Raw genomic sequence first — 18,966 nt, 5'->3', positions numbered from 1 at the left:
TTCCGAAACCATCCGGTCATCCTGCCGCCGAGCGCGGCGAGGGGCCAACCCCCAGGCAGCCGTCCGTACGTCCCGGCGCTGCCCAGCCACCGCTCACCGGCGCCCTCCCGCATCCCCTGCCACGAGCGGACACCGCACGTCCGTCGCCGGCGACCGGGCGCGTACCGGAGGGGGAGCGCCGCCCGATGCCCGGTGCGGCGCACGTATGCTGCGCACGCGCGGTCGACGTTGCGGCGACGAGGGAGGGCCGGATGAGAATCGGTGTGATCGGACTCGGTGACATCGCCAAGAAGGCGTATCTGCCGGTCCTGATGGCCCAGCCCGGCCTGGAGCCGCACCTCGTGACCCGGAACCCCGCGACTCTGGAGGCCGTCGGCGCCGCCCACCGGGTGCCGGCCGCCCACCGGCACACCGGTCTCGACGGACTGCTGGCTGCCCGGCCCGACGCCGCGTTCGTGCACGCCGCCACCGACGCCCACCCCGAACTGGTGCGCAGACTGCTGGACGCCCGCATACCCACCTACGTCGACAAGCCGCTCGCCTACGACCTGGCCGCCTCGCGGGACCTGGTGGAACGCGCCGAGCGCCACGGCACCAGCCTCGCCGTCGGCTTCAACCGGCGCCACGCCCCCGGCTACGCCCAGTGCCTGGAGCACCCGAGAGATCTGATCGTCCTCCAGAAGAACCGGGTCGGCCTTCCCGAGGAACCGCGCCGGATGGTCCTGGACGACTTCATCCACGTCGTCGACACCCTCCGCTTCCTGGCTCCCGGGCAGCCGGACCACATCGACGTCACCGCCCGCGTGGCCGACGGGCTGCTGCACCACCTGGTGCTCCACCTCGCCGGTGACGGCTTCACCGCGATCGGGATCATGAACCGGCTGTCCGGGTCGGCCGAGGAGCGGCTGGAGGTCTCCGGGCAGGACACCAAACGCGAGGTGCGGGACCTGGCCGAGGTCGTGGACCACAAGGGGCAGCCCAGTGTCCGCCGCCGCGGCGACTGGGTGCCCGTCGCCCGTCAGCGCGGCATCGAACAGTGCGTCCTGGCCTTTCTGGACGCCGTACGCGACGGCCGGACCCTCTCGGCGCAGGACGCGTTGCGCACCCACGAGCTGTGCGAACGGATCGTCACCGATGTACGGGAACGGACACGCTGACCGTACTCACCCGCTCGGCGTGCCGTCGGCCGCGCACCGTCCGCGACCCCTCCAGCGCCGCGTAGACCACCAGCGCGGCCACCGCCGCGAGCAGCGGCCAGTCCCCGAACCACACGTACAGCGTCGTCCCCGTCGCCAGCGGCACCTTCGTCAGCCGTACCGCACTGGCGTCCGTGCCCAGCGGTTGCCCCGCGCGCTCCCCCTCGGGCCCGAACGAGGCGCTGACCCCCGTCAGCGTCGCGTGCACCATGGGACGCCCCGTCTCGGCCGCCCGCAGCGCCGCCAGCGAGGCGTGCTGCTGAGGCGCCCAACTGTGCTGGAAGGTGGAGGTCGACGACTGGGCCACCAGCACCCGCGCGCCCATGTCGGTGAGGTGCCTGCTCATGTCGGGGAACGCCGTCTCGAAGCAGATCAGGGGGCCGAACCGCAGCCCGTCGGCCCGCATCACCACCGGCCGCTGCCCGCGCTGCCGGTCCTCACCGGCGGCCCGTCCGACCGAGGTGGCCCAGCCCAGCAGTGACCGGGCGGGGATGTACTCGCCGAACGGCACCAGCCGCATCTTGTCGTACCGCTGCCCGGTCACCCCGTTGTCGTCCACGAGCACCGAACTCTTGAAGATGCCGGGCCGGTCGCTGCGCCGGGAGTCCACGTTCACCAGCAGCGGCGCGCCCGTCAGCCGCGACAGCGCGGTGAGCCGGCGCTCCAGCGACGGATGGCTGCGCAGGTCGTAGCCGACGCTGCTCTCTCCCCACACGATCAGGTCCGGTTCGCGGCCGGCCAGACGGCGGGTCAGCTCCTCGCCGCGCTCGAACCGTTCCTTGCGCGAGCCGGTCTCCCCGATCTGCACCACCGCGATCCGTGCGCTGCCGTCCGGCTGCGGACGGGGCGCCCACGTCCACACCGCACCCGTGAGGACGGCGGCGCCCAGCAGCGCCACCAGGGCGCCCCTGCGGGCGTGGGGCGTGGTCAGCAGCGCGGCCAGCGCGGTGTTCACCGCCACCACCAGGAAGCTCAGCAGCCACACCCCGCCCACCGACGCCAGCCGCAACGCTGGCGCCACCTGCCACTGGCTCGCCCCCAGCAGCCCCCACGGCCCGCCCAGGTACTCCCACGATCTGACCAGCTCCGCCAGCAGCCAGCACGAGGGCACCAGCAGCACGGCCGCCCACAGCCGCCCGGCACCCGGCGTCCCCGCCAGCAGCCGGTGGACGAGCCAGCCCCACGGCAGCCACAACAGCCCCAGCAGTGCGGCGAGCACGACGATGAACACATGCAGGTTCGGCATCAGCCAGTGGTGCATCGCCAGCATGAAGCCCGTACCGCCCAGCCAGCCGCTCAGCGCGGCGGCCCGCGGAGTGGGGGCCGCGCGCAACAGCAGCAGCCACGGCACCAGCGCGACATACGCCAGCCACCACAGGGACGGTGCCGGAAACGCCAGCACGGGCACGGCACCCGCCGGCACGGGCAGCACCCAGCGTGCCCAGCGGGAATCCGGCAACGGGCGCATGCCCTGCCTCCTTCATCCGGAACTCCGCCCACCAGTGTGAAGCAGGGCGCGCGAGGGGGCGAGGGGGCATACGGGACGGGCACGGCACGTTCCGCCATCCGCCGCGTGCGCCGCACGGGGTCCGGCGGAGTGCGCCGCGCGCGCCGCACCCGGGCAGGGCGGTCCCGGCGGAGTGCGCCGCATTGCCGCCCGGGGAGACGCTGCCGGTGTCCGACGGTCGTGCCGGGCCGCGCGTGCTGTGCCCGGCCGCTCGTGCTGTGACCGGCCGCGCGTGCCGAGTCGCGTGCTTCGCGCCGCGCGTGCCGTGTTCCTCGCCGGGGTCGCAGGAGAGGGCAGCGGCCGAGTCCCGATGGGGAGTCAGGTCAGCGGTCGAGTCCGGACGGGGGGTCAGGGGGTGGGCACCGGACGGCTTCCCACCGGGACGCTCCCGCAGCGAGGCAGCGGCGGCACGGAGGGCCGGGCCTCCGCCTCCGGCGCCCGCCGTATCGCGAACTCCGGGCCCGGCGGGCGGCCCGGCTCCCCGTACCCGCCCGTGCGCCGGGGCGGTTCCGTGTTCTCCGTGGTCTTGGGGCCGGGCCGCTCGGACGGCTCCGGGGCCCGCGGGCTCGGTGTCCGCTTTCCGCGGCCCTGCTCGGGTACGGCGGCGCCCGCCTCTTCCGGCTCGGAGACGCCGCGCCGGCCGTGGGCCCGGGAGCGGGTGGCGGGCGAGGTGTCGGCCGCCTTCTGCCGTACACCGTCGAACGTCAGCACGACCAGTCCCCAGGTGGCCACCGTGCTCGCCAGGAGCGCCAGCACCCCACCCGTCGTGCCGTACCGGAAACCCTCGCCCAGCAGGGCGATACCGGCCAGGGCCGCGACCACCGGATTGGCCACGGTGGCCGTGGCCAGCGGTGTCGCCAGTCCGCCGTCCCGGTAGGAGGCCTGCGAGGTGGCGAGGCCGGCCGCGGCCAGCAGCACCGTGAGCGCCGTCAGCGGCACCGTGGCCGTCAGCGGGGACGACATCCAGCTGCCGGCGAGCGTCTTCATGAAGACCGAGCCGGCGCCGTAGGCCACACCGGCGGCCAGCGCCAGCGACACGCTCCGCAGCGCCAGGGCCCGCCGGCCCGGACTGCCGTGCCCGGTGCGCCGGGCCACGGCCGCCGTGCCCACCAGCAGCGCCAGGGAGCCCAGGACGGCTGCGGCGAGGACGAGTTGGCCGTCGCCGCTCAGGGTGCCGGCGCCCGCGTCACCGGTGAGCAGGAGGATGCCGGCCAGCCCCGCCGACACCAGGACGATGCCGCGCCATGCCGCCGGGGTCACCGGACGGCGGACCAGCAGGGCCGCCATCGGCGCGGCCAGCACGAGGGTGAGCACGCCGAGCGGCTGGACGACCGTCAGCGGCCCCAGCCCCAGCGCCACCACGTGCAGCAGCGCGCCGACGCCTTGCAGCACGGCGGCCGTCCACCAGGTGCCGGAGCGCAGCAGTCCCCACCGGCTGGGCGCCGTCGTGGCGGCGAGCCGTTCCTGCACGATCGCGGCAAGGGCGTAGCTGACGGCGGAGACCAGCGACAACAGCACCGCCGCGGTGAGCGCACTCATGTCCGGGCCGCCGGGTCCGGGTCGGGCATCGTGTTCATGCCCTCACGATTCCGCATCGGCGGACGTCTGTCGTCACCTGGCGGGAGCGTCTTTCCGTACCCCCAGGGGAGTACGCCGGGCGTGGATTTCCACCTGGGAGGTGACGTCCCTCCTCGACCATGGTCGTGCCGCAGGGCACCGGCAAGGCCGGTCGGTTCAGGCGGGGTTGGCCGGGAGGGGCCCTTCGCCGTTGACCTGCACCGTGCCGAAGCCGCTGCCCAGGATGGTGATACGGCCGACGCGGCCGTCGGCGAGCCGCAGCCGTGCGGAGTCACCCTCCAGTTCGACCCACAGCGGCTGACTGCCCTCCGGTCTGATGGTGCCGGACCACGCGGTCCCGGGGCCGGTCGTCTCCGTGTAGAGCGCCGCGTCGACGGGGACCTCGGCGGCGCCGGTCAGCAGGATCGCCGGGCCACGGTAGAAGTTCTCCATGCGGCCAGTGTGGCAGCGGGGGTCCCGCCCGGCACGGCGGTCGCCCCGCCGGTACGGCCGTCCCGGCGGCCCGGCCGCCGGCTGGTGCCGCTCCGGACCGACGGAACCCCGCCGCCCGCTGGCAACGGGCGGCGGGGTCCGACGGCCGACGAGCCGGATGTCCGGATCAGTTGTTGTTCTTGCAGACGCCTGTGGCGTTGGCCAGCACTGCGATGATCTGGTTGCCGCAGAGCGTGGCATCCACCACGTCCGGGTCGTTGTGGATGTGCTGGGGGTGGGGGTCACCACCCCGTTCTGTGGCCGTTGCGGTGCCTGCCGTCCCGGCGAACAGGGCCATGGCGCCGAGGGCGCCGGCTGCGACAGCGGTACGAATACGCATGTTCGCTCCCATGAAAGGTAGCTGTTGTCTCCACCTCCACGGTGTGTGGGTCGGCACAGGCAGCGCATTTCGGACTACTCCGGGCGAGTGCCACGCTGGTACGGTGCCTGCCGGCGCACGGAAGGGGGCAAGGCGGATGACCGGGGACGACGCGGCGCAGGCGGCGGGCCGGGAGGACGAGGCCGAGTCCGCCGTGCTCCCCGGCGGTGAAGCCACCCCGGGCCGCCGGGTGCTGTGCCGCATGTGCGGCCAGCCGCTGCGCGACCGCGCCTCCCGACTGTGGGGCCTGGGCCCGGACTGCCGGCACAAGCTAGCGCTGCGCACCGCCCCGCCGCCGCCCGTGCGCGACGTCGAACAGGACCCGCTGCCGGGGCTGTGACAGCCCCCGCCTGCCGCACGGATCTGGCGCGTCGTCGACGCCCTCACCCGGCGCGGTGGCCACCATGGTGCACAGGCCCCTCGCGCGAAGGCCCACCCGGCGAAAGGCGATCCCGTGTCCCAGCCCCCCAGCACCGGCCCGCACCGGGACGACGACCCCGGCCACCGCCGCCCCCGCTCCGGTACGGAACCGGTCACCGCACGCAGCGACCTGTGGCTGCGCACCCTGCTCTCGTCCGTCGGGTTGCCCTTCTTCGCCGCCGCGGCGGCGGCGCTCGCCTGGTGGGCCACCGCCTCCGGTCCGCACGACTCCCCGAGCGACCGGGCGCTGAGCGTGCTGGCGGCGGTCTGCGGGCTGCTGGCGCTGGGGGCCGCCGTCGATCTGGTGGTGCTGCGCCGCCGCCGCGCGCAGGAGCGCGCCGCCCGGGGCCGGGAAAAACGCGGTTGAGGAGGTAACCATTCCGTGCGTTCGTGTGTCTGACTGGTGAAAACCCAGACGCAGCACGTCCACACGGCGTGACCCCCCACAACTGAACAAGGAGTCCCCGTGCGCAGACCGCTGACCGCCATCGCCCTGGCCGTGGCCACCGCGACGGTCCTGACCACCTCCCAGGCGGGCGCCGCCGGCGTGCGGACCGAGGGGGAGGGCTGGAAGGCCGCCGAGATCGTCGGCATCACCAGCGTGTCACCCGTCAGGACCTACACGGTCACCTTCCGGACCGAGGCGATACGTGAGCGGTACGCGCCCTACCTCGGCACGGCCGTACGGCAGCTCGCCGCGGTGGGCCTCCGGTTGCGGATCGGCGGTGTCGAGCCGGGCGACCCGCGCAGGTGCGGCCCGGCCTACCACATCCAGTTCACCGAGATGTACCGGCCGACCGGCACCCCCGGCTGGAGCCAGGGCGCTCCCTGCCCCCACCAGCCCCGGGGACTGGGCCGCGGCGGGCTCGTGGCCATCGACAGCGAGTACTTCGACGGCACGTACCACATCGAACCCCACGTCCTGGCCAACACCGTGACGCACGAACTGCTGCACGCGCTGGGACTGGACCATCCCAATCGCGATCTGGACGGCGACGGCACCGCGGCGGCGTACGAGTGCGTCACCACGAGCGCGGGGGTCAGACCCCTGATGTGCAGCCCGAACGGCGGCTACCGCGCGGCTGAGGCCGGCCGCCTCACCCCGTTCGACCTCGCCGGTGTCGAAGCCCTGCTGGCCAACGCGCGGACCCGCGGGATCGGCTGAGCCCCGGCGACGGGGTGGCGGCCCGCGCCCAATGCGTTCCCCAGTGACCGATGTAGCCTGCACCCGGGCCGGCGGCCCCGGATGCGCGGCCCGGCCGCCACCGGTCCGCGGTGACGACACGACACGGAGGATCCCCCGAGTGACCGACCAGGACGCCCGCCGCGAGCGGTACGCGAGGGCCCTGTACAGCACCCTCGGCCACAGCGCCGAGCGCCATCCGTGGGCAGGGCTGGCCCCGGCGCGGCGTGAGATCTGGTATCAGCGGGCCGACGCCGCCATCGCCGTCGCCGACGAGGAGATCGCCGCACGGCTCGCTGCGCGCGACGGGTGACGGCACCACCGCCGCATCCCTCCCCGTAGTGAGGCCGGGCCCCGGCGCCCGCCTTGTGCGGCGTGCCGCTCAGGTTCGTGAGACCGCCGGACCTGCGTCGTCGGGACAGCGCCGCGGCATGGAGGAGGGGCGCGAATGCGCGCTCATCCGCCGGTCGGGCCCGCGTCGGGGTCCAGGACTCCGGCGGCCACCAGCGCGAACAGGGCCACGCCCAGGGCGATGCGGTAGAGGACGAACGGCATGAAGCTGCGGGTCGAGATGAAGCGCATGAACCATGCGATGACCATGTAGGCCACGACGAACGCCAGTGCGGTGGCGAACAGGGTGGGCCCCCAGGCGACATGGCCCTCGCCGATGTCCATGAGCTCGAAGAGACCCGAGGCGAGTACGGCGGGCACCGCCAGCAGGAAGGAGTAACGGGCAGCCGCCTCCCGGCGGTACCCCATGAAAAGGCCGCCGCTGATGGTGGCGCCCGAACGGGAGACGCCGGGCACCAGTGCCAGGGCCTGGGCGCAGCCGTAGAGGAGCCCGTCCCGCACAGTCAGCTGTTCGAGTGACTTGGGTTCCCGCCGGACCCGGTGCCGGCCGCCCTTCGTCTGCCGCGCGGCCATCCGGTCGGCGATGCCGAGGATGACGCCGAGCACGATCAGTGTCGTGGCGATCAGCCGCAGATCGCGGAACGGCCCCTCGATCTGGTCCTTGAAGGCCAGTCCCAGCACGCCGATCGGTACGGAGCCGACGATCACCAGCCAGCCCATACGCGCGTCGGGGTCGTGCCGCGCCTCACGGTTGTGGAGGGAGCGGAACCACGCCGCCAGGATGCGGCCGATGTCCTTGCGGAAGAAGATGAGGACAGCCGCCTCGGTACCGATCTGGGTGACCGCGGTGAACGCCGCCCCCGGGTCCTTCCAGCCGGCGAACGCCGCCACCAGACGCAGGTGGGCGCTGGAGGAGATCGGGAGGAATTCGGTCAGCCCCTGCACGAGGCCGAGGACGAAGGATTCAAACCAAGACATCGCGGAGGGGCTCGTCCTGTGTGGTGGTCGGTGTCATCTGCGGTCCGCGGCGCCGCGGGCGGTCAGCGCGCGCTCGCGGACGGCGGGGACGGGCCGCCCGCAGGCCGGTGAGCCGCACCCGTGGCATACGGCCGGCTCCGTCCGTCGCCCCGCGCCGCGCAGTTGCGCCCGCTTGCGCCAGGCGAAGACGGCCCCTGCCAGCCCGGAGAGCGCGATGAAGCCGAACGAGGCGAGGAAGACCGGCGAGGTCGGGGTCGCGGCGCTGGAGCCCGCGATCACGTACGCGGCGGTGTTGGGCAGAGAGCCCAGCGCGGTCGCGCCCAGAAAGGCGCTCCAGCGCATCCGGGAGACGGCGGCGCCGTAGTTGGAGGCCGCGAAGGGGACCCCCGGCAGCAGCCGGATCACCAGCATCGAGCGGAAACCGTGCCTGCTCAACTGCCGGTCGGCGGCGGCCATCCACCGGCCGCGCACCAGGGTGCGCAGCGCGTCCTGGCCCAGCAGCCGGCCCAGTCCGAAGGCGATGCCCGCGCCGATCACCGTGCCCACGGTGGCCGAGAACGTACCGGCCTGGGCGCCGAAGAGCACGCCGGCCGCGACGTTGAGGACGGGGCGCGGTACGAACGCCGCCGTGCACAGGCCGTAGGCCGCACCGAAGAGGGCGACGGCTGTCCCTCCGCCCCACTGCGGCGGCCAGCCGTGGGCGAGCAGCCGCTGGGGCTCGTACAGCAGCATCGCCGTGGCCGCGCCGCACAACAGCAGGGCGAGGAGGGCGAGGCGGCACCAGGGGGAGAGCACTGTCTGGGCGAGACGGCCGGGGAGTCCGTCTGGCTGCGTGGCGGGGACGGGCACGCTGGGAGCGTAACCGACGAACCGGTCCTTCCGCCGTTCGAAGTCGTACGGAAAGCCCGAAAGGTACCGGTGCGACGAGGTGTTCTTCTGCCGGTCATCCCGGCTTCCACCTGCGACGGAGCCGGCGGGCGGGGCCGGGCGGGCGGCGCTGCCGAAAACCGTTCGACGGGCAGCAGTTGGCGGGGGATGATCGGTCGGTGCTCCGGCAGTCCCCCCATCCCGTTCCGGCCGTGGTCGCGGCCGGGCCCCCGGCTGCCGTCTTCCTGATCCCGGGCACGTCCGCCCGCCCTGTTCCCCGTGGCGCCGCCGACCGCCGACGCCGACCCTTCCCGGGCTGACCGAGGACCCCACGGGGAAGGGTCGGTCTTCCTCAGGGGTCCCGCCTTTTCACGTCCCGAACCGGTCCAGGAGGGCACCCATGTCCGCGCATCCGCACCCCGTTCCGCATCTGACCATCGGCACGCTGGGCCATCAGGGGCACGGCAAGACGACGCTCGCCCGCGCGCTCTCGGTGCCCCGCGGCGCCGGCGGCGGCCCGGCCGGGCCGGTTCCCGGCGATCCGGTGCCGTCCCCCGCGCTGTCGGGCCTCCCACGACGATTCCGGTGCGCCACCGACACCCGCCGCTACACGGTGCTCGATCCGGCCCGTGCCACGGACCGGCTGGATGGTGCGGTGCTGGCCGTCTCCGTCCTGGAGGGGGTGCGGCCCGGCACCGTCGAGCACGTCGCCCTCGCCCGCAGGATCGGCCTCGCCCCGCTCGTCGTGGCCCTCACCATGGCGGACGAGGGCCACGACGTACTGACGGAAAGGGTGGAGGCCGAGGTGCGGACGCTGCTGACGGCGCACGGCCACAACGGCGAGACGCTGCCCGCCGTACGGGTCTCCGCCGGCCGCGCCCTGGCGGGCGAACCGCGCTGGCGAGGCACCATCGACGCGCTGCTGGACGCCGTCGACACGTACGTACCGCTGCCCGAGTGCGAGCGGGGACACCCGGGCCCGCGCAGTCACGCCGGGTGATCCTCACGGGGCTGTCCCCGCCCGCGCCGCCGTACCCGCACAATGGGGCGGTGGACACCGAGGCCGGCGGGGAGCGGATACCCCGCATCAGAGCCGTCCGGGGCGGCGAGGCCCGGCTGATACCGGACATCGACCGCGAACGGGCCTGGCTGCTGACGGTGGAGGGCGCGCCCCAGTCGTACGTCGATCTGGACGAGCCGGAACATCTGGAGTTCGAGTACGCGCGCCGGGTCGGCCATCTGCTGGACGCCGCGGCACCGGCCGGTGCCCCGCTGGACGTACTGCACCTGGGTGGCGGGGCACTCGCCCTGCCGCGCTACGTCGCGGCGAGCCGGCCCGGGTCCCGGCAGTACGTGGCCGAACCGGACGCGGAACTGACCGCTTTCGTCACGGAAGTGCTGCCGCTGCCGGAGGGGGCCGGTGTCACGGTGGTGGCGGCCGACGGGCGGGCCGCCCTGGAGGAAGCCGCGGACGGCAGTGCCGATGTGCTGCTGGCGGATGTGTACAGCGGGTCGCGCATCCCGGCGCATCTGACCACTCTGCCGTACGCTCGGCAGGCGGCGCGGGTGCTGCGGACGGACGGCGTCTACGCGGCCAATCTGGCCGATGCCGCCCCGTTCCGCTTCCTCGCCTCGCAGCTGGCGACCTTCGCCGAGGTCTTCCCGTACGTGGCGATCGTCGCGGAGCCCGCCGTGCTGCGGGGCAGGCGGTTCGGGAACGTGGTGCTGCTGGCCTCCCGCCGGGAGCCGCCGCTGGAGGAGCTGGCCCGGCGCTGTTCGGCCGACCCGTTCCCGGCGCGGGTCGAGCACGGCAGCGCCCTGGACCGTTTTCTGCGCGGTGCCTCCCCGGTGGGGGACGCCTCGGCCGTGCCGTCCCCCGAACCGCCCGACGGCGCCTTCGGCATCGGCTGAAGGCGCCGTCGTTCCGGTCGTCCGGGTTCCGGTTGTCCGCCGGGGCGGGACGGGTCAGCCGCGGGGCTCGTTCTGGTCGCCGGACGACTCGTAGTTGCGCAGGCTGCCCATGATCTTCTTGATGGTGGCGTCCGGCACCTCGTCCTTGACGCCCGCGTCGGTGTAGAGGACCCAGATCGCCAGGTCACCGTTGCTGTTGATCCACGAGGCCGTGACCACCTTGCCCGCGCTGGGCGCGCACTTGTCGTCGGTCGGCACTCCGCTGACGGTGGCGGTCGAGGTGTGGCCCTTGATGCCGTGCTTGTTCTCGAAGGGCTTGGCCTCGGAGACCTTGAGGGTGCCCTTCCGCTTCTGGTCGAAGCCGGCGATGGCGAAGTTGCCCGCCGCTATCTTCGCGGCCTCCTTGGTGCTCTTGGAACCCTGGCCGCCCTTGGTGCCGACGGCGGCCCGGCTGGACTCCTTGCACCAGTTGTCCTTGTAGTAGGCGGGGGCCGACATGGCGACCAGGACCTTGCCCTTGTCGTCCTCGAAACCGGTGATGGTGCCGGGGGAGCGGACCGTCCAGTCCTCGGACTTGGGCACGTCGAAGGCGGAGTACCACTTGGGGTTGGTCACGGTCTGCCAGCCCTTGACCACCGGCTCGGACGGGTCCTTCGAGTCCTTCTCTGCACCGCCGCCGCCCGGCTCGGTCCCGCCGGACTTCTCCGGCTCCGGGGACTTCTTCCCGACGTCGGGCGACGTCGACTTGTCGGCCTTCGTCTTCTTCCCGTCGTCGTCACCGCCGCCGAACACGGCGAAGCCCGTCACCGCGGCGGCGACCACCGCGACGGCCGCGACGACGGAGATGACGACCGTCTTCTTCCGGCCACCGCCGCCCCCGCCCTTGGGCGACTGCGGGCTGCCCGGCACCCCCGCCGGGCCCCACTGCCCGGACGGGCCGGGGCCGCCGGGCTGCTGGCCGTACGGGAACGGGGGCTGACCCGGCTGCCCGCCCGCCGGCTGCTGCTGTCCGTACCCGGGCTGCTGCCCCGCCGCCGGCTGTCCGTACCCGGGCTGACCACCCGTCGGCTGCTGTCCGTACCCGGGCTGCTGAGCCGCGGGCTGCTCCCCGTATCCCGGTTGCCCGCCTGTCGGCTGCTGTCCGTACCCGGGCTGCTGGTACGGGTTCGGCTGCTGATAACCCGGCTGCTGGTACGGGTTGGGCTGTTGAGGGTTCTGCTCGCCCCCGGGCTGCTGCTGTCCTGGCCACATGGCCGATAACCCTATGGTGCGTCCGGTGCCCCGGCCACGGCCGTCCGTGGATCGGTACGGACCCGCTACACGACTGCGGCCGAAGCGGGAAGGAAGCGGGAAGGAAGCGGGAAAGAGGGGCCCTCCCCACTCCGGTTACTGGGTGGTAACGTGCGGGCATGACGACAGAGTCACAGCCGGACATCGGCGCGATGATGACGGCCGCCGTGCCGATGGCGCGCACCCTCAACCTGGAGTACCTGGAGACCTCGCCCGAACGGGTCGTCGTCGCCCTGCCCGATCAGAGCGCGTTCCACAACCACGTCGGCGGCCCGCACGCGGGTGCCATGTTCACGCTCGCCGAATCGGCCAGCGGCGCGATCACCCTCGCCGCCTTCGCCGACCAGCTCTCCCGTGCGGTGCCACTGCCGGTGCACGTGGAACTGGACTTCAAGAAGATCGCCAAAGGCGTCGTCACCGCCACCGCCCGGCTGGGCCGCCCGGCCGCCGAGGTGGTCGCCGAACTGGACCGCGGGGAGCGCCCCGAATTCCCGGTGAAGGTCACCCTCACCCGCCCCGACGGCGTCGTCACCAGCGAGATGACCATCGTGTGGACCCTGCGGCCCAACGACTGAGGCCCCGGCCGGCCCGCAGCGGCCCGTGCGCACACCTGCGCGGCATGTCGAGTAGGCTTCCGAGACCGAGCCCGAATGCCGTGAGAGGAAGCCGTAGTTGCACATCCAGGAGTGGCTGGAGAGCGTCCCGGCCGTCAGCGTGTACCTCCTGGTGGGGGTCGTCATCGGCCTGGAGAGCCTGGGCATCCCGCTCCCCGGCGAGATCGTGCTGGTCAGCTCCGCGCTGCTGGCCTCCCAGCAGGGCCACATCGACCCGGTCGTCCTGGGGGCCTCGGCCACGGCCGGTGCCATCATCGGCGACTCCATCGGCTACGGCATCGGCCGCAAGGGCGGCAAGCCCCTGCTGGAATGGCTGGGCCGGAAGTTCCCCAAGCACTTCGGGCCCAGCCATGTGGCGACGGCCGAGCGGTCCTTCCAGCGGTGGGGCATGTGGGCGGTCTTCTTCGGCCGCTTCATCGCACTGCTGCGCATCTTCGCCGGGCCGCTGGCCGGGGTGCTCAAGATGCCCTACTGGAAGTTCCTGACCGCGAACGTGCTGGGCGGTGTCGTCTGGGCCGGCGGCACCACCGCCGTCATCTACTACGTCGGCATCGTGGCCGAGGCCTGGCTCAAGCGGTTCTCCTGGCTGGGCCTGGTCGCCGCCGTGCTGATCGGTCTCGCCTCCATGGTGATCGTCAAGCGCCGGGCGGGGAAGGCGGCGGCCTCCGAGGAGACGGAGACGGCTCACGCGGCGGCGGACTCCGCGGCGGACTCCGCGACGGTCGTCCCGCCGGCCGACGGGGCGGGGCGCGGCCCGGCACCGGCCGGGGTGGCCGCCCAGGAGGAGGGGCCGGCCCCCGCACCCGCCGGGGATTGAGGCGGCGGGCGGTACGGCCCGTACGAACCGGTCGAACAGCGCGTCGGACGACGGACAGCGCCCCGGACGAAGGGCGCGGAAGCGGAGCGCGGCAATGACAGCACAAGGACTGGTCGTCACCGTCGGCGGACACGCGCCCCGGCTGGACGCGGGCGCCTTCCGCGCGCCGGCCTCCGTCGTCGCCGGTGAGGTGACCATGGCCGCCGGTTCGAGCCTGTGGTACGGCGCGGTGCTGCGCGCCGACGCGGGGCCCATCGTGCTGGGTGAGGACAGCAATGTGCAGGACAACTGCACCGTCCACGGCGATCCCGGCTTTCCCGTCACCGTCGGGGCGCGGGTGACCGTGGGCCACAACGCGGTGCTGCACGGCTGCACCGTCGAGGACGACGTCCTCATCGGGATGGGCGCCACCGTCCTCAACGGCGCCCACATCGGCGCCGGCTCCCTCGTGGCGGCCCAGACACTGGTGCCGCAGGGCATGGTCGTGCCGCCCGGCTCCCTCGTCGCGGGCGTGCCCGGCAAGGTGCGGCGCGAGCTGACCGACGAGGAACGCGAGGGCGTGCGCCTGAACGCACTCGCCTATATGGAACTCGCCCAGCGGCACCGCGAGGCGTCCACGGACGGCCGGCCCGCCACTTCCTGACGCACGGCGGTTCCTGACGCACGGCGGGCAGTGCGCCCCGGGCGCGGGCCCGGAAGCTACTCGTGAGGAACCTCACCGGGAGCGGCGGACGCCGCGGGCGCTACCGTGACCGCGTGCCATCCCTCAGGAACACGTTCTCGTCCCTCAGCTCCCGCGCCCTGCACGGCATCTGGCGGCGGGTCCAGAGCGCCGGCGCCGTCACCGCGCGGCGCCCGGGCCCGTACGCCTTCCGCCGTATCGGTACCGGCACCAGGCTGGCCTTCCCGCAGGGCACGGTCTTCGGCACCCCGTGGATCGAGCTGGGCGACCACTGCGTCATCGGCCAGGACGTCACGCTGACCGCGGGGATGATGCCGGACCTGGACCTGGGTCCCGACACCGTGCTGCGGCTCGGCAACGGCGTGGTGCTGGGCCGCGGGAGCCACATCATCGCGGACACCCGGGTGGAGGTCGGAGACGACGTCTTCTGCGGCCCGTACGTGTACATCACCTCCACGAACCACTCCTACGACGATCCGGCCCGCCCCGTCGGCAAGCAGTGGCCGCGCACCGCGCCCGTGGAGATCGGGCCGGGCAGCTGGATCGGTGCCGGAGCGGTCGTCCTGCCGGGGGCGACACTGGGCCGGAACGTCGTGGTGGCGGCCGGCGCCGTGGTGCGGGGCCGGGTGCCCGACCACGCGGTGGTGGCCGGAGCGCCCGCGAAGGTGGTGCGCCGGCTCGACCCCGAGAAGGGGTGGCAGCCGCCGCTGCGCACCCCGCCGCCGGTGCCCGTCCCCGAGGGGGTCACTCCGCAGGAACTGCTCGCGCTGGCCGAACTGCCCCAGCAGCCGGGCGGCGAGGGGTGAGGACCGGGCACCGGCCGTCATCCCGAGGCCAGCAGCACCGTGCCGAGCAGCGCGAGCCCCGCGCCGGCCGTCTGGAGGCCCTGCAACCGCTCCCGCAGGACGCCGCGCGCGGCCAGTGCGGTGACCACCGGGTACAGGGAGGCGAGTACGGCGGCGACGGTGACCGGACCGTGCTGGGCGGCCACCGCGTAGGTGCCGTTGGCGGCGACGTCGGCCAGCCCGACGAACGCGAGGGCGGGCAGCGAGCCCCACACGGCGCGCATCCCCGCCTCGGGCAGGGCGGGGGTGCCGCGCCGTGCCGAGACGAACAGGGCGCCGCCGCCGACGACGACGTTGACCAGCCGTTGCACGAACAGGGTGAGGAACAGGCCGGTGACCGTCATGGACGCTTCGGCGACGAGGCTCATCGTGGCGCCGAAGCCGAAGGCGGCCACCAGCGTCAGCAGGATCGTCCGCTGCCGTACCGGTGCGCCCCCGCCGCCGATGCCGCCGGCGAGTACGACGCCGGTGACCGCGACGAGGCTGCCGGCCGCCTGGATCAGGCCGGGCCGCTCGCCGTGCAGCACCATGCCGACGGCGACGGGCACCGCCACGCTGCCGAGGGTGGCGACGGGGGAGACCACCCCCATCGGTCCGACGGCCAGCGCCCGGTAGAAGCACAGCATCGACACCGGTCCGATGGCGCCCGCCGCCACGGCGCACCACAGCAGCCGGGCGTCCAGTTCGCTCCAGGCGCCGGTGCCCAGCACGATGCCGCCGAGCACCAGGCAGGCGGCGCCCTGGGAGACGACGACAACGGTCAGCTCGCGCAGGCGTTTGCTCAGCATGCCGCCCCCGAAATCGGCCAGCCCCCACAGGAGACTGGTGGCCAGCGCGAACACAGCGGTCATCTCGTGAACCCTCGCAGTACAGTGTGGTGAACGGTCAAGTGCAGCACACCGTAGTTCACCACAGTGCACTCTGTCATTGATTATTTTGGATGGTGCGGAACGCCGTGACGGACCTCGACCAGCTCACCCAGGCCCTTGCCCGCAACCTCAGACACCTGCGTGCCGAACGGGGCTTCACCCTGGACGCGCTCGCCGCACGGGCGGGGGTCAGCCGGGGCATGCTCATCCAGATCGAGCAGGCGCGCACCAACCCCAGCGTCGGCACCGTCGTCAAGATCGGTGACGCGCTCGGGGTGAGCATCACCTCCCTGCTCGACCACGAGCAGGGGCCGCAGGTCCGACTGGTGCCGCCCGAGCAGGCCATCCGGCTGTGGTCCACCGAGTCCGGCAGCCACAGCACCCTGCTGGCGGGCACCGAGGCACCCGGGCCGCTGGAGCTGTGGCACTGGCGGCTGATGCCCGGCGACGCCAGCCTCTCCGACCCGCACCCGGCCGGCACCACCGAACTCGTCCACGTCGCGACCGGCACCCTCACCCTTCAGGTGGACGGCAGTGACCACACCGTGCCCGCCGGCACCTCCGCGTGCTTCTCCTCCCACGTCCCGCACGGTTACCGCAACGACGGCACCGAACCCGTGGAGATGACCATGGCCGTCTCGGTTCCCGAGCCGCGCTGACGACCGCCGCGCGAGTGGCTAAAGTGCCCGCATGCGAGCACCCATCGGAGACTTCGACAACGCCTGGCCGGCCCCCGAGGTTCTGGACCGGCTCACCGCACCCGTCGCCGCGGCCGTCCGCGGCTGGGCGGGCCCCGTACCCGCCGACCAGCTGCTGTACGTCGAGACCGACCCGGAGAAGGCGGACACCGCCGTCTTCGTCGAGACCTACGGCAAGGACCTCCTGGAGACCTCGGCGAACTGCGTCGTCATCTCCGCCAAGCGCGGCGGGGAGCGCACCCTGGCCGCCGGTGTGGTCCTCTCCTCCTGCCGGCTCGACGTCAACGGCGCGGCCCGGCGCGAACTCGGCGCGCGGAAGGTCTCGTTCGCGCCGCACGAGACGGCCGTGAGCGAGACCGGCATGGAGTACGGCGGGATCACGCCCGTCGGACTGCCCGGCGACTGGCCGCTGCTGATCGACGCCGCCGTCGCCGAACTGCCCTGGGTCCTCGTCGGCAGCGGCAGCCGCCGCGGCAAGCTGATCCTGCCGGGCAAGGCGCTGGCCACGCTGCCCGGCGCCGAGGTCGTCGAAGAGCTCGGCCAGCGGATCTAGGGGTTGGGCCCCGGCACGCGGCGCGGAACGGGGGACGGGCCGGCTCAGCCGTGCGGGCGGCGCTGACCGCTCACGTCCAGCGACAGCGCGATGGAGTGCTCCGCGAAGCCCAGGGACCGGTACATCGCCTCCGCCTCCGGCGTCGCGTGCAGATCCACGCGCGTGACGCCGCGGCGCGCGAACTCCGCCAGCAGCGCCTCCGTCGCCGCCCGCGCGTATCCCCGCCCGCGGTACGCCTCGTCCGTGCACACGTTGAACACGAAACCGAACAGGCCGCTCGGATGTCCCGGCGCGGGCAGCCGCTCCTCGACCCTGCCCACCGCGCACGCCGCCAGCCCCGTCCGCTCGCCGTCCACCACCAGCGCGAGCAGCGGGGACGGCTCCTGTGCCAGCTGCCGCCGGGCCACCCGTACGGCTTCCCGTTCCCAGTCGCCGGGCTCGTCCGTGCCGTTCATCGCCGTGAACATCAGCCTGCGCAGCCGGACGATCTCCTCCGCGTCCCGCGCCGTCGCCCGGCGCACCCGCGCGGTCCGTGTATCAGCCATGCACTGGACGCTAGCCCACTCCGCCGCGCCCCAGCCGGGGGATCTCGATCGCCGGACAGCGGTCCATCACCATGCTGAGCCCGGCCGCCGTGGTGCGTGCGTACGCCGCCTCGTCCACCACGCCCAGCTGGAACCAGACCGCCTCGGCGCCCACCGCCACCGCCTCGTCGGCCACCTGACCCGCCAGGGCCGAGTTGACGAAGACGTCCACCACGTCCACCGGGAAAGGGATCTCGGCCAGGCTCGCGTAGCCGCGCTCCCCGTGGACCGTCTCCGCCTTCGGGTGCACCGGAACGATCCGCTTCCCGTACCGCTGGAGCACCTCGGCCACCCCGTAGGCCGGCCGCGACGTGTTCGTGGACAGCCCCACCACCGCCCAGGTGTCGCCCAGCCGCGTCAGGATCTCGCGCACCGTCGCCGGGTCGCCGTACATCATCCGTCTCCTCGTGCCGTCTCCTGCGGACCACTGCCGGCTGTGGCCCACTGCCAGGGGCAACCGTCACCACCCCGCGCGGATTCCCGTCGCCGGGGCCATAGGGTGGCGGGATGCAGCAGGACCAGCCCACCGGACCCGTGGAGTACGTGACCGTCGCCGCCGAAGGCGTGCACGAGACCGAGATCAACCGCTCCCGCTTCCTGTGCGCACTCGCCCCCGCGGCCACCGAGGCCGACGCCCAGGCGTTCGTCGCCCGCATCCGCGCCGAGCACCCCGGGGCCAACCACAACTGCTGGGCGTACGTCATCGGCGCCGACGCGGGCATCCAGAAGGCCAGCGACGACGGCGAACCGGGCGGCACCGCCGGGGTGCCCATGCTCCAGATGCTGCTGCGCCGCGAGGTGCGCTACGTGGCCGCCGTCGTCACCCGCTACTTCGGCGGTGTGAAGCTCGGCGCCGGCGGGCTGATCCGCGCCTACGGCGGCGTCGTCGGCGAGGCGCTGGACGCCCTCGGCACCGTGACCCGGCGCCGCTTCCGGCTGGTGACCGTCACGGTCGGGCACCAGCGGGCCGGCCGGCTGGAGAACGACCTGCGCGCCACCGGACGCCAGGTGCGCGACGTGCGCTACGGCGCCGAGGTCACCATCGAGCTGGGACTGCCCGACGCCGACGTGCCCGCCTTCCGCGGCTGGCTCGCCGACGCGACGTCCGGGGAGGCGCGGCTGGAGCTGGGCGGCGAGGCGTTCGGCACCGTCTGACGGCCACCAGCCACCGGC

24 protein-coding genes and 1 pseudogene are annotated in these 18,966 nt (G+C 73.6%); 15 read left to right on the top strand and 10 right to left on the bottom strand.

The features are described from left to right. Positions 1–251: 251 nt before the first annotated feature. The gene (locus IO40_RS37975; protein WP_016467507.1) at positions 252–1,157 is read left to right on the top strand and encodes a Gfo/Idh/MocA family protein; all 906 of its coding nucleotides are present in this window, start codon (positions 252–254) and stop codon (positions 1,155–1,157) included. On the opposite strand, the gene lnt is transcribed toward IO40_RS37975, so the two are convergent. Together lnt and IO40_RS33530 are read right to left on the bottom strand one after the other, a co-directional pair. Next, on the bottom strand, positions 1,129–2,664 hold the full coding sequence (lnt, locus tag IO40_RS0113565; protein WP_016467506.1) for an apolipoprotein N-acyltransferase: 1,536 nt from the start codon (positions 2,662–2,664) through the stop codon (positions 1,129–1,131). The two genes, IO40_RS37975 and lnt, sit on opposite strands and share 29 nt — an antisense overlap. A 387-nt stretch (positions 2,665–3,051) precedes the next feature. Further along, positions 3,052–4,242 carry a DMT family transporter gene (locus IO40_RS33530; RefSeq protein ID WP_016467505.1) on the bottom strand — a complete coding sequence of 397 codons (1,191 nt, stop codon included), beginning with the start codon at positions 4,240–4,242 and terminating at the stop codon, positions 3,052–3,054. Between IO40_RS33530 and IO40_RS39800 the strand changes: the two are divergent. Then, positions 4,241–4,321 (top strand): annotated as a pseudogene (locus tag IO40_RS39800) (SWIM zinc finger family protein); the annotation flags it as partial. The gene IO40_RS33530 and the pseudogene IO40_RS39800 overlap by 2 nt on opposite strands. Positions 4,322–4,437: 116 nt before the next feature. On the opposite strand, the gene IO40_RS0113555 reads toward IO40_RS39800, so the two are convergent. After that, positions 4,438–4,713 (bottom strand): hypothetical protein, encoded by a 276-nt coding sequence (locus tag IO40_RS0113555; RefSeq protein WP_016467504.1) that lies wholly within the window; start codon positions 4,711–4,713, stop codon positions 4,438–4,440. 166 nt (positions 4,714–4,879) lie between these two features. Beyond that, positions 4,880–5,092, bottom strand: a complete 213-nt coding sequence (locus IO40_RS0113550; RefSeq protein ID WP_016467503.1) for a hypothetical protein — start codon at positions 5,090–5,092, stop codon at positions 4,880–4,882. A gap of 136 nt (positions 5,093–5,228) precedes the next feature. On the opposite strand from IO40_RS0113550, the gene IO40_RS0113545 reads away from it, so the two are divergent. The 4 genes from IO40_RS0113545 (at position 5,229) to IO40_RS0113530 (ending at position 7,047) form a co-directional block, all read left to right on the top strand. Continuing rightward, entirely contained in the window at positions 5,229–5,471 is a 243-nt protein-coding gene (locus IO40_RS0113545) for a DUF6011 domain-containing protein (RefSeq protein ID WP_016467502.1), read from the top strand. Between the two features lie 114 nt (positions 5,472–5,585). Then, the gene (locus tag IO40_RS0113540; RefSeq protein WP_016467501.1) at positions 5,586–5,918 is read left to right on the top strand and encodes a DUF6343 family protein; all 333 of its coding nucleotides are present in this window, start codon (positions 5,586–5,588) and stop codon (positions 5,916–5,918) included. 99 nt (positions 5,919–6,017) lie between these two features. Then, positions 6,018–6,716 carry a zinc metalloprotease gene (locus IO40_RS0113535; protein ID WP_016467500.1) on the top strand — a complete coding sequence of 233 codons (699 nt, stop codon included), beginning with the start codon at positions 6,018–6,020 and terminating at the stop codon, positions 6,714–6,716. A 139-nt stretch (positions 6,717–6,855) separates the two neighbouring features. Then, positions 6,856–7,047, top strand: a complete 192-nt coding sequence (locus tag IO40_RS0113530; RefSeq protein WP_016467499.1) for a hypothetical protein — start codon at positions 6,856–6,858, stop codon at positions 7,045–7,047. A gap of 143 nt (positions 7,048–7,190) precedes the next feature. Here IO40_RS0113530 and IO40_RS0113525 read toward each other — a convergent pair whose 3' ends face one another. Both IO40_RS0113525 and IO40_RS0113520 read right to left on the bottom strand, forming a co-directional pair. Then, entirely contained in the window at positions 7,191–8,063 is an 873-nt protein-coding gene (locus IO40_RS0113525) for an undecaprenyl-diphosphate phosphatase (RefSeq protein WP_016467498.1), read from the bottom strand. 33 nt (positions 8,064–8,096) lie between these two features. After that, a complete protein-coding gene (locus tag IO40_RS0113520; protein WP_078565616.1) occupies positions 8,097–8,912 on the bottom strand; it encodes a TVP38/TMEM64 family protein in 816 nt (271 codons plus the stop codon). A 418-nt stretch (positions 8,913–9,330) separates the two neighbouring features. Between IO40_RS0113520 and IO40_RS0113515 the strand changes: the two genes are divergently transcribed. Together IO40_RS0113515 and IO40_RS0113510 are read left to right on the top strand one after the other, a co-directional pair. Further along, positions 9,331–9,930, top strand: a complete 600-nt coding sequence (locus IO40_RS0113515; RefSeq protein ID WP_016467496.1) for a GTP-binding protein — start codon at positions 9,331–9,333, stop codon at positions 9,928–9,930. Positions 9,931–9,980: 50 nt separating this feature from the next. Further along, complete coding sequence (locus IO40_RS0113510) at positions 9,981–10,841, top strand: spermidine synthase (RefSeq protein WP_030408110.1); 861 nt, start codon at positions 9,981–9,983, stop codon at positions 10,839–10,841. Between the two features lie 54 nt (positions 10,842–10,895). Here IO40_RS0113510 and IO40_RS0113505 read toward each other — a convergent pair whose 3' ends face one another. Next, positions 10,896–12,092 (bottom strand): DUF8017 domain-containing protein, encoded by a 1,197-nt coding sequence (locus IO40_RS0113505; protein ID WP_016467494.1) that lies wholly within the window; start codon positions 12,090–12,092, stop codon positions 10,896–10,898. Positions 12,093–12,250: 158 nt separating this feature from the next. On the opposite strand from IO40_RS0113505, the gene IO40_RS0113500 reads away from it, so the two are divergent. From IO40_RS0113500 to IO40_RS0113485, 4 genes are all read left to right on the top strand, one after another. Next, positions 12,251–12,706, top strand: coding sequence for a DUF4442 domain-containing protein (locus IO40_RS0113500; RefSeq protein ID WP_031026816.1), 456 nt, complete (start codon positions 12,251–12,253; stop codon positions 12,704–12,706). A 97-nt stretch (positions 12,707–12,803) separates the two neighbouring features. Continuing rightward, positions 12,804–13,562, top strand: a complete 759-nt coding sequence (locus IO40_RS0113495; RefSeq protein ID WP_016467492.1) for a DedA family protein — start codon at positions 12,804–12,806, stop codon at positions 13,560–13,562. Positions 13,563–13,656: 94 nt separating this feature from the next. Continuing rightward, positions 13,657–14,205 (top strand): gamma carbonic anhydrase family protein, encoded by a 549-nt coding sequence (locus IO40_RS0113490; protein ID WP_030408107.1) that lies wholly within the window; start codon positions 13,657–13,659, stop codon positions 14,203–14,205. A gap of 113 nt (positions 14,206–14,318) precedes the next feature. Then, positions 14,319–15,050 carry an acyltransferase gene (locus IO40_RS0113485; RefSeq protein WP_030408106.1) on the top strand — a complete coding sequence of 244 codons (732 nt, stop codon included), beginning with the start codon at positions 14,319–14,321 and terminating at the stop codon, positions 15,048–15,050. A 17-nt stretch (positions 15,051–15,067) separates the two neighbouring features. Here IO40_RS0113485 and IO40_RS0113480 read toward each other — a convergent pair whose 3' ends face one another. Then, entirely contained in the window at positions 15,068–15,940 is an 873-nt protein-coding gene (locus tag IO40_RS0113480) for a DMT family transporter (RefSeq protein ID WP_016467489.1), read from the bottom strand. 104 nt (positions 15,941–16,044) lie between these two features. Between IO40_RS0113480 and IO40_RS0113475 the strand changes: the two genes are divergently transcribed. Both IO40_RS0113475 and IO40_RS0113470 read left to right on the top strand, forming a co-directional pair. Next, entirely contained in the window at positions 16,045–16,617 is a 573-nt protein-coding gene (locus IO40_RS0113475) for a helix-turn-helix domain-containing protein (RefSeq protein ID WP_031175469.1), read from the top strand. A 31-nt stretch (positions 16,618–16,648) separates the two neighbouring features. After that, positions 16,649–17,209: a YbaK/EbsC family protein gene (locus tag IO40_RS0113470; protein ID WP_030408104.1), complete on the top strand. Its 561-nt coding sequence runs from the start codon at positions 16,649–16,651 to the stop codon at positions 17,207–17,209. Between the two features lie 44 nt (positions 17,210–17,253). Here IO40_RS0113470 and IO40_RS0113465 read toward each other — a convergent pair whose 3' ends face one another. Both IO40_RS0113465 and IO40_RS0113460 read right to left on the bottom strand, forming a co-directional pair. Then, entirely contained in the window at positions 17,254–17,754 is a 501-nt protein-coding gene (locus tag IO40_RS0113465; protein ID WP_030408103.1) for a GNAT family N-acetyltransferase, read from the bottom strand. A gap of 10 nt (positions 17,755–17,764) precedes the next feature. Next, positions 17,765–18,187 (bottom strand): CoA-binding protein, encoded by a 423-nt coding sequence (locus IO40_RS0113460; RefSeq protein WP_016467485.1) that lies wholly within the window; start codon positions 18,185–18,187, stop codon positions 17,765–17,767. Between the two features lie 113 nt (positions 18,188–18,300). Here IO40_RS0113460 and IO40_RS0113455 point away from each other — a divergent pair, with 113 nt between their 5' ends. Further along, positions 18,301–18,948: a YigZ family protein gene (locus IO40_RS0113455; RefSeq protein ID WP_016467484.1), complete on the top strand. Its 648-nt coding sequence runs from the start codon at positions 18,301–18,303 to the stop codon at positions 18,946–18,948. The last annotated feature ends 18 nt before the right edge of the window (positions 18,949–18,966 follow it).

The organism is Streptomyces albus subsp. albus (assembly GCF_000725885.1).
Taxonomy (GTDB): domain Bacteria; phylum Actinomycetota; class Actinomycetes; order Streptomycetales; family Streptomycetaceae; genus Streptomyces; species Streptomyces albus.
Note: the sequence above shows the minus strand (reverse complement) of the source record. Positions and strands in the feature narration are given on the sequence as shown.